This is a genomic window from Pseudoalteromonas sp. BDTF-M6, assembly GCF_018334135.1.
Lineage (GTDB): Bacteria > Pseudomonadota > Gammaproteobacteria > Enterobacterales > Alteromonadaceae > Pseudoalteromonas.
On the sequence record NZ_JAGXTQ010000003.1, the window covers coordinates 123,341 to 136,618 of the forward strand.

The 13,278-nt window shown below is 52.0% G+C and carries 14 protein-coding genes; 10 read left to right on the forward strand and 4 right to left on the reverse strand.

Annotated elements, in window-relative coordinates; all coding sequences use genetic code 11:
• The first annotated feature begins 2 nt into the window (after positions 1-2).
• The 8 genes from hisD (at position 3) to KD147_RS07765 (ending at position 6,824) form a co-directional block, all read left to right on the forward strand.
• Positions 3-1,298: a histidinol dehydrogenase gene (gene hisD, locus KD147_RS07730; RefSeq protein WP_212547429.1), complete on the forward strand. Its 1,296-nt coding sequence runs from the start codon at positions 3-5 to the stop codon at positions 1,296-1,298.
• A 32-nt stretch (positions 1,299-1,330) separates the two neighbouring features.
• Positions 1,331-2,416 (forward strand): histidinol-phosphate transaminase, encoded by a 1,086-nt coding sequence (gene hisC, locus KD147_RS07735; protein ID WP_212547715.1) that lies wholly within the window; start codon positions 1,331-1,333, stop codon positions 2,414-2,416.
• 23 nt (positions 2,417-2,439) lie between these two features.
• On the forward strand, positions 2,440-3,501 hold the full coding sequence (gene hisB / locus KD147_RS07740; protein WP_212547430.1) for a bifunctional histidinol-phosphatase/imidazoleglycerol-phosphate dehydratase HisB: 1,062 nt from the start codon (positions 2,440-2,442) through the stop codon (positions 3,499-3,501).
• Positions 3,498-4,088: an imidazole glycerol phosphate synthase subunit HisH gene (gene hisH / locus KD147_RS07745; RefSeq protein ID WP_212547431.1), complete on the forward strand. Its 591-nt coding sequence runs from the start codon at positions 3,498-3,500 to the stop codon at positions 4,086-4,088. The genes hisB and hisH overlap by 4 nt, the downstream gene beginning before the upstream one ends.
• A 9-nt stretch (positions 4,089-4,097) precedes the next feature.
• Positions 4,098-4,832: a 1-(5-phosphoribosyl)-5-[(5-phosphoribosylamino)methylideneamino] imidazole-4-carboxamide isomerase gene (locus KD147_RS07750; RefSeq protein ID WP_105188958.1), complete on the forward strand. Its 735-nt coding sequence runs from the start codon at positions 4,098-4,100 to the stop codon at positions 4,830-4,832.
• Complete coding sequence (hisF, locus tag KD147_RS07755; RefSeq protein ID WP_212547432.1) at positions 4,814-5,593, forward strand: imidazole glycerol phosphate synthase subunit HisF; 780 nt, start codon at positions 4,814-4,816, stop codon at positions 5,591-5,593. Before KD147_RS07750 ends, hisF begins: the two co-directional genes overlap by 19 nt.
• Positions 5,584-6,192: a bifunctional phosphoribosyl-AMP cyclohydrolase/phosphoribosyl-ATP diphosphatase HisIE gene (hisIE, locus tag KD147_RS07760; RefSeq protein WP_212547433.1), complete on the forward strand. Its 609-nt coding sequence runs from the start codon at positions 5,584-5,586 to the stop codon at positions 6,190-6,192. The genes hisF and hisIE overlap by 10 nt, the downstream gene beginning before the upstream one ends.
• 125 nt (positions 6,193-6,317) lie before the next feature.
• On the forward strand, positions 6,318-6,824 hold the full coding sequence (locus tag KD147_RS07765) for a hypothetical protein (protein ID WP_212547434.1): 507 nt from the start codon (positions 6,318-6,320) through the stop codon (positions 6,822-6,824).
• Positions 6,825-6,907: 83 nt separating this feature from the next.
• Here the strand turns inward: KD147_RS07765 and KD147_RS07770 are convergent, their stop codons facing one another.
• Together KD147_RS07770 and KD147_RS07775 are read right to left on the reverse strand one after the other, a co-directional pair.
• A complete protein-coding gene (locus KD147_RS07770; protein ID WP_212547435.1) occupies positions 6,908-7,684 on the reverse strand; it encodes a class I SAM-dependent methyltransferase in 777 nt (258 codons plus the stop codon).
• Positions 7,685-7,755: 71 nt separating this feature from the next.
• Entirely contained in the window at positions 7,756-8,643 is an 888-nt protein-coding gene (locus KD147_RS07775; protein WP_212547436.1) for a LysR substrate-binding domain-containing protein, read from the reverse strand.
• 129 nt (positions 8,644-8,772) lie between these two features.
• Here KD147_RS07775 and KD147_RS07780 point away from each other — a divergent pair, with 129 nt between their 5' ends.
• On the forward strand, positions 8,773-9,753 hold the full coding sequence (locus KD147_RS07780; protein WP_212547437.1) for a TDT family transporter: 981 nt from the start codon (positions 8,773-8,775) through the stop codon (positions 9,751-9,753).
• Between the two features lie 111 nt (positions 9,754-9,864).
• Here KD147_RS07780 and KD147_RS07785 read toward each other — a convergent pair whose 3' ends face one another.
• Entirely contained in the window at positions 9,865-10,425 is a 561-nt protein-coding gene (locus tag KD147_RS07785; RefSeq protein ID WP_212547438.1) for a fasciclin domain-containing protein, read from the reverse strand.
• A 193-nt stretch (positions 10,426-10,618) separates the two neighbouring features.
• Between KD147_RS07785 and KD147_RS07790 the strand changes: the two genes are divergently transcribed.
• Positions 10,619-11,455, forward strand: coding sequence for a glycosyltransferase family 25 protein (locus KD147_RS07790; RefSeq protein ID WP_212547439.1), 837 nt, complete (start codon positions 10,619-10,621; stop codon positions 11,453-11,455).
• Positions 11,456-11,477: 22 nt separating this feature from the next.
• Here the strand turns inward: KD147_RS07790 and KD147_RS07795 are convergent, their stop codons facing one another.
• Positions 11,478-13,250: a M61 family metallopeptidase gene (locus KD147_RS07795; protein ID WP_212547440.1), complete on the reverse strand. Its 1,773-nt coding sequence runs from the start codon at positions 13,248-13,250 to the stop codon at positions 11,478-11,480.
• Between the last annotated feature and the right edge of the window lie 28 nt (positions 13,251-13,278).

A 13,278-nucleotide genomic window follows, 5' to 3' on the forward strand; every position in this document is an offset into this window, starting at 1 on the left:
CCGTGATTGATTGGAATACCCTTAGCCCCACAGAGCAACAAGTGCTGCTACAGCGCCCGGCGGTGAGCGCCGCCGACAATGTTCGCCCGGTGTGTGAGGACATACTCAAGCGTGTGCAAAGCGAAGGCGATGAGGCACTTCGCGACTACGCCAACCGTTTTGACGGCCGCGCAATGGATGCTCAGCTGCTTTGCAGTGATGATGATTTTGCCGACGCCGAAGAGCAGCTCGATACCGAGCTCAAGGACGCGATAAAACAGGCGTACAATAATATTCGCCGCTTTCACTTGGCCCAGGTGCCGAAGAATATCAGCCTAAGCACTCAACCCGGGGTTGCCTGCGAGCTGCGCTACCAGGCCATCGACGCCATAGGCATTTACGTACCCGGTGGCAGCGCCCCGCTCCCTTCATCGGTATTGATGCAGGGTGTGCTGGCGCAAATTAGCGGTGCTCAGACCGTTGTGCTGGCCACACCGGTCAAAGGTAATGCCCCTATTGCTCCTGCTATCCTATACGCTGCACGCCTGTGTGGTATTAAACAGGTGCTGCAAATCGGTGGCGCACCGGCCATTGCCGCCATGGCCTATGGCACGGATACCGTGCCCAAGGTCAATAAAATTTTCGGCCCGGGCAATGCCTATGTGACCATGGCCAAGCAATTATGCGCCCAGCAGGTACCCGGTTTAGCCATAGACATGCCGGCCGGCCCTTCGGAAGTGCTAGTCATCGCCGATGCTCGCGCCAATGGCGCGTTTATTGCTTCAGATCTGCTTTCTCAAGCAGAGCACGGCCCGGACTCTCAGGTTATTTTGCTAAGCGACAGCGATGAGGTGATAGCGGCAACGCAAAAGGCACTCATAGAGCAATTAAAAACCCTGCCACGCGCCGAGATTGCCAAGGCAGCCCTTGAAAACTCGGCGCTGATCAAGGTGCAAAGCATCACCCAGGCCGTTGAGGTCTCGAATCTGTACGGACCAGAGCACTTGATTCTGCAACTTGGTGAAAGTGCCGAATACTTGCCTAAGATAAAGAATGTAGGCTCTATTTTTGTCGGCGATTACACCCCGGAGTCAGCCGGTGATTATGCCTCGGGCACCAATCACGTGTTACCCACATACGGCTATTCAAAGGTGTATTCAAGCCTGAGCCTGCTCGATTTTTATCGCACCTATACGGTGCAAACCGTTACCAAAAGTGGCTTAGCCGATTTAGCCAAAGCAATTATTCCCATGGCTGCAGCAGAAGGGCTCGATGCTCACGCCAATGCCGTTCGCATCCGTTTAGGAGAAAAACAGTGAGCACCGAAGTAAAACAAAGCGATACCCTGACGTTGCCACAAGGCGGGTTACCGGAAAACCTGTTACCGAAAAATATTGCCGACCTCAGTGCCTACAGTTCGGCAAAGAGTGAAAAGCTCAGCGGCTCAACCTGGCTCAATGCCAACGAAAGCCCTTATAACCGCGAATATCAACTCAGTGGTCAGGCTCTCAACCGCTACCCGGATCCGCAGCCGCAGCAAGTGATCCAGGCCTACGCTGACTATGTGGACTTAGCGCCAGAGCAGGTGGTGATGACCCGAGGTGCCGATGAAGGCATAGAGCTGCTGGTACGCACCTTCTGCCAGAGCGCAAAGGACAGCATCGCCATTTTTGCACCCACCTATGGCATGTATAAGGTCACCGCCGACACCCATAATGTCGCGCTCAATACCCTGAGCCAGGAATTATTGCTCCAAGGCGAGGTGGATGAGATTTGCACCCAGGTTGGCGATGCCAAGCTGGTGTTTATCTGCAACCCCAATAACCCCACCGGCGCCCTGGTAGGCCAAGATAAAATCGCCGCCATTGCCGCGCGTCTAACAAACAGCGCTCTAGTGGTGGTTGATGAAGCCTATATCGAGTTTTGCCCTGAGCAAAGCGCGGTGTCGTTACTGGCTGACTACGCCAATATAGTGGTGCTTCGCACCCTGTCCAAAGCCTTTGCTCTGGCGGGTTTGCGCACCGGTTTTACCCTGGCAAACGAAAGCATCTTAGCACCGCTTCGCAAGGTGTTGGCGCCCTATCCGGTATCCACCGTGGTGGCCGATATCGCCGCACAAGCGCTGAGCACCGCAAACATAGCCTCAATGCGCCGCCAGGTGGATACTTTAAATGCCCTTAAATCACGCCTGCAACAATGGTTGGAACAAAGCCATGCGGTCTCTCGGGTACTCGCCGGGCAAGGTAACTTTGTCACCTTGCAACTTAAAGACAAAAACGCCATTGCCATTGCCTATCAGCGGGGCCTGGTCATGCGCCCCTTTACCCTTTATGGCGAGGACGATTGGCTGCGTATCTCCATCGGCAATGAGCAGGAGCTCAAGGAAGTTAAAGCCTGGCTGGACTCATTAACCGGCACTATGGCGTCTAACCAATAACAAGGCAATTTTTAGGAACTAATATGAGCAACCCCTATTTATTTATTGACCGCGACGGCACCCTGATTGAAGAGCCTATCAGCGATAAGCAAGTCGACAGCCTAGAGAAATTAGCCTTGTTACCCGGTGTTATCCCAGCGATGCTCGCCCTGCAAGCGGCCGGCTATCGCCTGGTGATGGTGTCTAACCAAGATGGTTTGGGCACGGACAGTTTCCCGCAGGCGGACTTCGATGCGCCGCACAACAAAATGATGGAACTCTTTACCTCCCAAGGCATTTACTTTGAAGACGTGCTGATCTGCCCGCACTTCGACGGCGATAACTGCCAATGCCGCAAGCCAAAAACCGGTTTACTGGTCGACTTAATGCGCTCAGGCAAGGTGGATATCGCCAACTCCTATGTCATTGGCGACCGTCAGACCGATATTCAACTGGCCGAAAACCTCTGTATGCAGGGGATCTTGTATCAGGATAACTGGGCGCAAATAGTCACCCAGTTAACCACCGCCGACCGCCAAGGCGCCATCAGCCGCGACACCAAGGAGACGCAAATTGCCGTGGCGCTGAACCTGGATGCCAATAAAAGTGGCGAAATCAGCACTGGGCTGGGCTTTTTCGACCATATGCTGGATCAGATCCGCACCCACGCCAATATATACCTGGATATTAAGGCCAGTGGCGATTTGCACATAGACGAGCACCACCTGGTCGAAGATGTGGGCATCGCCTTGGGTCAGGCGCTACGCCAGGCTCTTGGCACCAAGTCGCAAATTGCCCGCTATGGCTTTGCCCTACCGATGGATGAATGTAAGGCCGAAGCGCAAATCGACTTATCAGGTCGCGCTTCGTTTGTGTTAAATGCCGATTTTAGCCGTGAAAAAGTCGGCGATATGGATGTACAAATGGTCGAACACTTTTTCAAAAGCCTCAGCGATAACGCCGCCCTGTCGCTGATTTTAAGTGTCACGCCTGGGAATTGTCACCACCAGGTTGAGGGCCTGTTTAAGGCCTTCGCCAGGGCGCTGCGCATGGCCATCAGCAAAGACAGCTCGCAACAAACGGCCAGCTCCAAGGGGGTTTTATGATAGCCATAATCAACACCGGCTGCGCCAATATCAATTCGGTGCGCTTTGCCTTTGAGCGTTTACATACTCAGGTTGATGTGATCACCGACGCCGAGCAACTCAGTCAGTATGAGCGTGCCGTATTACCGGGAGTGGGCCATGCCAAGGTTGCCATGGCGCGCCTGATTGACGGCGGCTGGCAAGAAGCCATTAAGGAATACCAAAGGCCATTACTGGGCATTTGTTTGGGCATGCAGTTGCAGTGCGAGCACACGGCCGAGGGCGACACCCCCTGTTTAGGCATCATTCCCGGCGCCGTCGACGAGCTTGAGGTAGGGAATTTGAGCGCCCCGCACATGGGCTGGAATACCCTAAAGATCACCAAAACGCACCCGCTGACCCAGGGTGTTCAAGATGACGATCAGGTGTACTTTGTACACAGCTTCGCCCATGGCTGCAACCAGGCGACCCTGGCCACCAGCGAATACGGCCAAACTTTTTCGGCCATGGTCGCCGAGGACAACTACGCCGGCATGCAATTTCACCCGGAACGCAGCGCCAAAGTAGGCGCGCGCTTACTGCAAAACTTTATCGACTGGCGGCTTTGAGGACGCATTATGATTATTCCAGCATTAGATGTATTACAACAACAAATCGTGCGTTTATTTCAGGGCAAATACGACACCGCCCAGTTCTATCCCTTTGACTTGGCCGAACGGCTCATGGAATACCAGCAACAAGGCGCACAAAAGCTGCACCTGGTTGATTTAGAAGGGGCGCGAGATCCAAGCAAAAAGCAATGGCGACAAATTCAGGCAGCCACCAAGGCGCTCAACGTCGGCTATCAGGTCGGTGGCGGTATTCGTACCAGCAAGGATGTCGAGCAGTGGCTCACAGCCGGCGCCGCACAGGTGGTGATTGGCTCAAAAGCGGTCAACAACCAAGAGCAAGTGGCTAGCTGGATAAACCAATACGGTGCTCCGAAATTTGTCATTGCCCTGGATGTGAATAACACCGAAAAGGGCTGGATGCCCGCCACCCATGGCTGGTTGGAAAGTGGTGATGTCTCCTTGTTTGAGCTTATCGACTTTTACACCGAAATTGGGGTGCAAGACTTTTTATGCACCGACATCAGCAAGGACGGCACCATGAGCGGCCCTTCCTTTGCTTTGTACGAGCAACTGCAGGCGCATAACCCCAGTCTGCGCATTCAGGCCTCCGGTGGCGTCAGCTCATTAGCGGATATTCGTCGCTTAAAAGAAATTGGCACCCAAGGAGTGATCCTCGGCAAATCCCTGCTTGATGGCGCCTTTACGGTTGAGGAGGCATTAGCATGTTATCAAAGCGCATAATCCCCTGTTTGGATGTGAAAGACGGCCAGGTCGTTAAAGGCGTCCAGTTTAAAGGCCATGAAATCGTCGGCGATATTCTTGAGTTGGCCAAGGCCTACAGCGATGCGGGCGCCGATGAGCTGGTGTTTTATGAAATCAGCGCCAGCGTGGAAAAACGCCTGCTTGATGTGAATTGGGTCGAGCACATAGCTCGTCATATCGATATTCCGTTTTGCGTTGCCGGTGGCATCAAGTCCGTCGCCGATGCGGCGCGGGTGCTTGAAAGCGGTGCCGATAAAATCAGTATTAACAGTCCGGCCATTGCTCGTCCCGAGCTTATTCGCGAGTTACACGACGAATTTGGTAAACAATGCGTGGTGGTGGGTATCGACAGCTTTTTTGATGCCCAAACAGACGAGTATCTGGTCTATCAGCTTACCGGCGATCCCAACAGCTCGTCGCGCACCCGCTACAATACCCTGGAATGGGTTGAGCAAGTGCAGGCCCTCGGCGCCGGTGAAATCGTACTAAACTGTATGAACCAAGACGGCGTACGCAAGGGCTATGACATTGAACAATTGGCTAAAGTACGGGAAATCTGCCACGTGCCCTTAATCGCCTCCGGTGGCGCCGGAAAAATCAGCGACTTCAGTGAGGTATTTAAAAAGGCCCAGGTAGATGGCGCCCTCGCCGCCAGCGTATTTCATAAGAACCTGATAAATATTAACGAATTAAAACAACACCTAGCCGATAACAAGATAGCGACTCGATTATGCGAATAGATATTAGCAATGTAAGCGATGTGAATTTTGCCAAGTGCCCGTTGATCCCAGCCCTGGTACAGGACTTTATTACCGGGCAAATTCTCATGCAGGGATTTATGGATCAGGCGGCACTCACCCACACCCTGGAGCAAAAGAAAGTCACCTTTTACTCCCGTTCAAAACAACGCCTGTGGACCAAGGGCGAAAGCTCCGGTCACTTTTTACAGGTTGAAGCCGTCTACACCGACTGCGATCAGGACTCGATTCTGATCATGGCCTACCCACAAGGCCCCACCTGCCACCTGGGCACCCAAAGTTGCTTTGGTGACGCCAAACCAAGTTTGGGCTTTTTAGCCGAGCTGGAGCAGATCATCATCGACCGAAAGGATGCGGATCCACACAGCAGCTACACAGCATCACTGTTTGCCAAGGAGCTCAGCCGTAGTTGCCAGAAGGTTGGCGAAGAAGGTATTGAGGTCGCATTGGCGGCGATGAAAAACGACAATAACGAGCTGACCGATGAGGCCGCCGATCTGCTGTATCATTTGATTGTGCTGCTGCAACGCCAGGGCTTATCCTTAGGAGATGTGGTGGCACGGTTGCAGTCTCGGCATTAGTCGGCCGCACTAGTAAGTAACTGGCTGTTTAGGTGGGCAATTATTCACTCTCTGGGGGTTTTACATTGCCACACCGCCCAGAGATTTTGTATGCTTAGGCTACTACAAATAAGGACCTGTTTGCCATGAAAGCAATTTACCCAGCATTAGCGGCCGTTATTCTCCTCGCCGGCTGCGCCAGCCCAGCGCAAAAACAGCAACAAACCTATGTCGATAACCTTTCATCCTGCGACAAAATCCAAGCCTTGATGTCGGCCTATGACAATCAGTTTGATGGTTTGAAAATGGCACGCACCCAGTCCAAATTTATCGACAGCTGGCAGGCCCGTTATCACTTGGTCGGCGACAGCTGCCAGATCAGCGCCCTTCACGAGCGCACCTATGCCTATAGCTGTCAGCAAACCTATGCGGATAAAGACGGTGCCCTGACAATCCACCAAAAAGCATCGGATTTTACCCGCCAATGCTTGGGCGAAGGCTGGTATGAGCAACAAAAAGAGTCTGAAAACTCGCTGCGCACCACCTTTGTAAAGGACGATGAGACTCCCTCTGTGTCCATCCATACCGGCAAATCGCTGTCGCGCAAAACCCCTTGGATGACGTCGTACGATATCGGCAAGGTAAAGAAATAACCATTACAATCAAAGCATAAAAAGCCGAAGTCAGTCTTCGGCTTTTTTGTTGAAGTTCACCAGCAACTAAGGTGCTCCAGGTTTTATTCCGCGATTTTACGAGCCTTGACCCCATACACCAAAGGCACTTGCTGGCCGTTATGTAATTTCTGATAACCAAGACCGGGCACCGGCTCTAACCCCTCAAAACAATTGTAGGGACTGTAGGGATATTCGTTAAAGGCTTCGATGCATAGGCCCGCATCTACTAATGCGCTCAGCACCTCGCTGAGCGAATGCGACCAGCATACGGTCGTTGAGGTAGTGCCATCACAATTTTCCGTGTAGGTGCCTTCTTCCTCCACATCGGGCTCCTCACTGGGAAAATAGGCGTAGCCGCTAAGCACATCGTTAACGGGGTGAAACTCTATCAGGTGAAACTCCCCGCCTACTTTCAAGGCACCGGCTATGATCTGGGCCCACCGAGTTAAATCCGGTAACCAGCAGATAGTGCCGTAGGAGGTAAACACCAGATCGTACTGCTGCGTATTTTCCTGACCAAAGCGATAGATATCCGCTTCGATAAACTGAGCGTCCAGCCCTAAGGCATGTTTCAAGGCGTTTGCCTGGGCAATGGCTTGCGAGGATAAATCGACCCCGGTCACCTTTGCCCCCAGGCGTGCCCAGGACAAGGTATCCTGACCAAAGTGACATTGCAGGTGAAGCAGGGACTTACCGGTCACATCGCCTACCTGTTCACGTTCAATGGGATTAAGGGAACAGCGGCCATTTTTAAAAGCCTCAACGCCGTAAAATTCAGACGCTACATGCACCTGAGTTCTTTTATCCCAGGTGGCCTTATTGATTTGCAAATAATCCATGGTGTTTCCTGTTGTTATAATTTCACCCGCTTGCTTGCCTCAGATTTGCTCGCTATCGACTTAACCGTTTTTTACTGACCGGACCAATTCTCGCAAAAGCCTATAAACTGCTTAAGCAACGGGCTTTGATATTTTTCTTTATGGTATAACAGCCAATAATCCCGTGTAAATGTGATTGGCAAGTCCAATATGCTCACCCGCTCTAATTGTTCGGCCTGGCTCAAGGCGCGGCGTGACAAACAAGTAATGCCGAGCCCGGCGGCTGTGCTGTTAATAATGGCCGAGGTACTATTGAGCTCAAAGGCCAGTTGCCACTGGCTTAACCGGGCGCCAAGGTGATTTAGAAAGTATTCCCGGGTACCTGAGCCCGGCTCGCGTAACAGCCAGTGCTGCTGCTCCAGATCCGCTAGCGTGGGCGCCGACAACTGCGCCAGCGGATGCTGCGGATGGCAGGCCACCACCATCTCATCTCCAAGCCAGGGAATGCTGTGGAGCTCATCATGTTGAACCCTGCCCTCAACCATGCCGATATCGAGCTCAAATTCACACAATTTCTGGCATATCTTTGCGGTATTAGAGATGTACAAGGCCTGCTCAAGATGGCCCGACGTGGCACGAAAATCTCGCAATAAAAACGGCGCAACCTGATTGCCTAGGGTGTCGCTGGCGCCAATATTTAACTTGCCGGTGATGGCGCCCTGCTGATTAAACAAGTGCTCAATGTCCCGAGTCCTTGCCAGTAGTTCATCGGCGAGCGGTAACAAGCGACGCCCCTGCTCATTGATCAGTAACCTGTTATTGTGGCGATCAAAAAGCTGCTGCCCCAGTTGTTTTTCCAGCTCGCTCAACGCCATGCTGATGGCCGGCTTAGATAAGCATAATTTATTGGCGGCGGTTGTGATGCTGAGCTCCTGAGCCACGGCCACAAATACCCGTAGTTGTCGCAAGGCAATATTCATTACGCCTCCGTTCAATTTTACTTAAATATACAATCAATATTTTAAAATATATTAAACGTTTTTTTGGCTCTACACTACACCGAAAACCGAGCCGCGAATCGGCGCGAACTAAACCACAAGGGTGTAGCCATGACCATGAGTAAACAAGAATCACGATTAACCAAGGTGCCGACTCCCTTAGCAGGATTAGCCCTCGGGATTGCCTCACTAGGCTGGTGCTGGGAAAACATCGCTGGTATGAACGGCGTGGCGCAAGCAACGGGGGCCTTAATAGCAACTGCGTTATTGCTGTTAGTACTGGCCAAATTTATTACTCACCCGCGCACCTTAGTGGAGGATTTACGCCATCCGATTACGGGCAGTGTGGTGCCCACCTTTGCCATGGCCACCATGGTTGTATCAAGCGCTTTGAGTGTCATAACGCCACTGCTCGCCAAAGGCCTATGGCTACTGGCCATACTCTTGCACAGCGGGTTTTTCGCGCTATTTGTATACCACCGTTTAAGCGACTTTCATCTTGAGCACATGGTGCCAAGCTGGTTTATCCCGCCTATCGGCATTATTGTTGCTGACGTCACCTTTCCCGGCGGCACACTGCGCCCTATAGCCGAAGCTTTACTGATTTTTGGTATGGCCATGTATGCCCTGATGCTGCCGCTTATGCTCTACCGCTTACTCTTTAATGAACAAGTTGCCGATACCGCCAAGCCCACCCTGGCCGTGCTGGCAGCGCCTGCGAGTTTGTCACTGGCCGGTTATCTTTCCTTGGTTCACAGTCCTTCGCCGCTGGTGATAGGTGTGTTACTCACCCTGGCGGTACTGATGACATCCGTGGTGTATCTGGCATTTTTTAAGCTCCTTCGCCTGCCCTTTAGCCCAGGTTACGCCGCCTTTACCTTTCCGCTGGTGATAGGTGCCACGGCGCTGTTTAAAGTCGCGGATTGGATGACAGTCACTGGCTGGCAAGCAAGAGAAATTGGCTGGGTAATATCCTTGGCCCAACTTGAATTAATGGTAGCCACCTCGATTGTTGTTTATGTCTGCGGCTGCTATTTACACCATTATCGCCCCCAAGCAAGCGAGGTAAAATCTAGCGCAACACCCATTTAACTGCCGTCATCGGGAAGCGCCATGGCATTGATAAACCTGGGTCATGAACAGCACAAAAAAAAGCGCTCCTAAGAAAAGGAGCGCTTTAACTGAGGACAGTAATTACCACCACTAAGGAATGAGTACGGTGTCAATGATGTGCACCATGCCATCCGCCAGGCGATTGTCTATGTTCACTAGTCCGGCTTCAGAACCATTGGCAATGATCAGGCCACTGTCGAACATAATGGTGTTGCCATCGAGCATGGTTAACTGTTTCGCTCGCACCACTGAGCGAGAATTACGCACCCCATCGGTCACATGATAGGCAAGCACCCCGGCCACCCCTTCAACACCCAACAAATTTACCACGGCGTTGTAAGCGTCCTCGTCATTGTCCGTATTGGTGAGGTTGTAAAATGCTTGGTCGTTCGGCGCAAACACCGTAAAGTCGGTGCCATCGAAAATTCCTATTGTGTTGGTATCGATCAGCGCTGCAACCAGGATATCGAAATCACTGCCATTATCGTCAAAGTCAAACGGGCTGCCAGAAGCGCCAACGGCAAATTCAACTATACTGGCTGGCGACTTATCGGCCCATTTGGGGGTATCGGCCATAGCCGGCGACGCCATGATGGCGCCGAGCGCTGCGGCAATAAGGGTGGTGTGTAAAGAGCGGGCTAGAGAATTCATGGTCTGAGTCCTTATACATGTCTGGTAAAGGGGAGATTCACAATCACTACAGGGGTCAATACGTGGCTATTTTTTATCCAGATCACATTTTTTTATTACTCATTTGAGGTATCTCCTAGCGTTCAACGAACTCGTTAGTTCACCCATCCGGGAAGCCATTTGGTAACGCTCCTGTCATCACCGATACATAGCGATGACTTATTCCTCTACCATACTGGTGGCACAACAATCGGTGGAGAGCAGCATGATCCCCATTTATGTGATTAACCTCGAAGGCAGCGACAATAGACTGCGACGAGCAGCGCAACAACTAACGGCTCACGGATTGAGCTTTGAACGCATTGATGCGGTGAACGGACGGCAACTATCTGCAACGCAAAAACGTGCGTTCATTGATGACAAAGCGAATCGTAACAAGTTCTACCGCCCTTTAAGCGATGGCGAAATCGGCTGTTATCTTAGCCACAAAAAATGTTGGCAGGCCTTGTTAGAGAGTCAAAGTGAATACGCCTTGGTGCTTGAAGATGACTTTTCCTTGGTAGGGGATCTTAAGTCCGGCCTGGCAGCGGTGTTAAATCACCCGTTACCGGTAGACATAGTGAAGCTCTGTAATTATCAAGGGCGGGAGCGTGCCAACAAGTTCAGCACCGAGCTCGATAACACACACAAATTAGTGATCCATGATAAGCCGTTAAGCGGCTGCTGTGCCTATGTGATCAGTCGCTTCGGCGCAAAGCAGATGTTGGCCCATGCAAATAAGATTTATCGGCCAGTGGATACGGACATTCAGCATACCTGGGAAACCGGGGTCCATGTGGGTGCCCTGCATCCCTACCCCATAGCCCAGGACAACTATTTTGACAGCGATATAGCCAGTAAGGGACGAAATAAGCCCAAGGCCTATCCGCTGCAAAAACAGTGGCTGGCCTTGCACAATTGGACGCCAGCTTACAGGGCGCGACGCCATCTGGTTACCCTGCTGAGAAAGCAGGGCCGTAGAACTTACCCAATCCCCGCAACCAACGCCTGAGCCTGGTTGCAGGACAAAGGTTTTAATCGCTTAGCTCTACACCCATCCAGGCTTTGAATAATGCCTGTTGCTCCTGAGTTGGCGCCTTCACCGGCTGCACTGTTGCATCCTTGTCGTAGCTCAGGCCAAGAACAAGGTCCACCTGTTGCAAACGGTCGCGACGGAAAAAGCTCACCGACACCTTATCGCCCGGCTTATAGCCAGCCAATGTCGTGGCTAAGTCGGTACTGATGCGACGACCATTAATGGCAACGATCAAATCGCCAGCGGTCAGCCCTGCTTGCCAACTTGCGCCGCCACGGCGCACATGATCCAGCTTAAGCAGGCCCTTGTCGGTGCTGGTATTGACATCCAAAGACGCAATCTGCTTGGCATCTTTGGGGGACACGCGCTCAAGGCCGACCTTATTTAACAGGGCATCAAAGTCCAAATTCATGGGCGCTTCAACATTGTCGGCCCACCAGGCGGTGTAATCCTGACCGCTCAGCTCGTTGAGAATGGCAATCACATCCTGCTCGTTAAAGCCGTTGGGTAATTTATGCTTGTTATAGAGCTGGCGGTGCACATCGCGGTAACTCACTTGGCCAGCAGAATCACTCAGGAGTTTCAGATCCAAGGCCATGGAAAGCAAAGAGCCCTCCGAGTAAATATTGGTACTATAGTTGCGACCATGATCGCCGCCTTGATTGATCCATTTGTCAAAGCTGGTATGGGCGGCGCTTTGCACCTCGCGACCCGGCGTCTTAAGGTGGGTGTTAATACGCTTACCCAGGTCCTTAAAGAATTCCTTCTTGGTCATTAAGCCCGAGCGTAGCAAAAGATGATCTTCCAAATAACTGGTGGAGCCTTCCGCCAGCCATAATAAACGCGTGTAATTCGGCGCGACATAGTCATAGGGCACCATGCCTTCGGGGCGATAGGCTTTAACGTTCCAGGTGTGAATAAACTCATGCGCGGCGGTGGCAATAAAGCCCAAATAGTCTTCGCGCTTGGCAAACTTATCACGGTGGCGCTGAATAATGGTGGAGTTAAGATGCTCGGTGGCACCGCGCGCCCCCGAGGTGGCATGTACCATAAACACATAACGCTCATAAGGGTAGTCATCCCAAACCACATGACCGGTTTTTACCAGGGTTTTCAGGTCGGCCACCATCTTGTCGCTGTCGTAGTTGCCTTCGCCCCAAATAACCAGCTCATAATCGCGGTTATCGACCGAGAAGGAGTGCAGCTCATTGATACCCGTTTCTATGGGAGAGTCCACTAAGACATCGTAATTTGGAGCAACAAATTGATGTTGGTTCTTGCCCTTGTTCATTCCCGACACCGAGCGCCAGCCCTTAGGTACTTCCAGCTGTACAGTCACAGGCTCATTGCGCGTCGCCTCGCTGTACATAAAAAAGCCGGAGGCATCGATAAAGGCATGGGTGTCATCGATATGGCGGGCACGTAAGCCCAATTCATTGGCATAGACCTGATAACTCAAGGTCACGGCGGTGGGCTCGTTTAAGAAAATACGCCAGGTGCTTTTATCAATTTTTTGCCATTTCAGGGCTTGGCCCTGCGCGTCGGTGGCGTTGAAGTAACGCACGCCGTTAGCCAAATTGAGGATGTCATAACGCCCGGTGCGCCAGGCCGGGAACTTGGCATCTATATAACTTTGCCCGGTTTTGGCAAAGCTGACACTGACATCACCTAAGTGATGAGCACCCTGGTCGATGGAAATTTGATAATTTGTGGCGGCCTTTGCCACCGAGGAAACCAGCAGCATAGCCGCCGCAACTAGGATTTTTTTCACTGCACACCCGTTGTCTTGTTACTTTGCG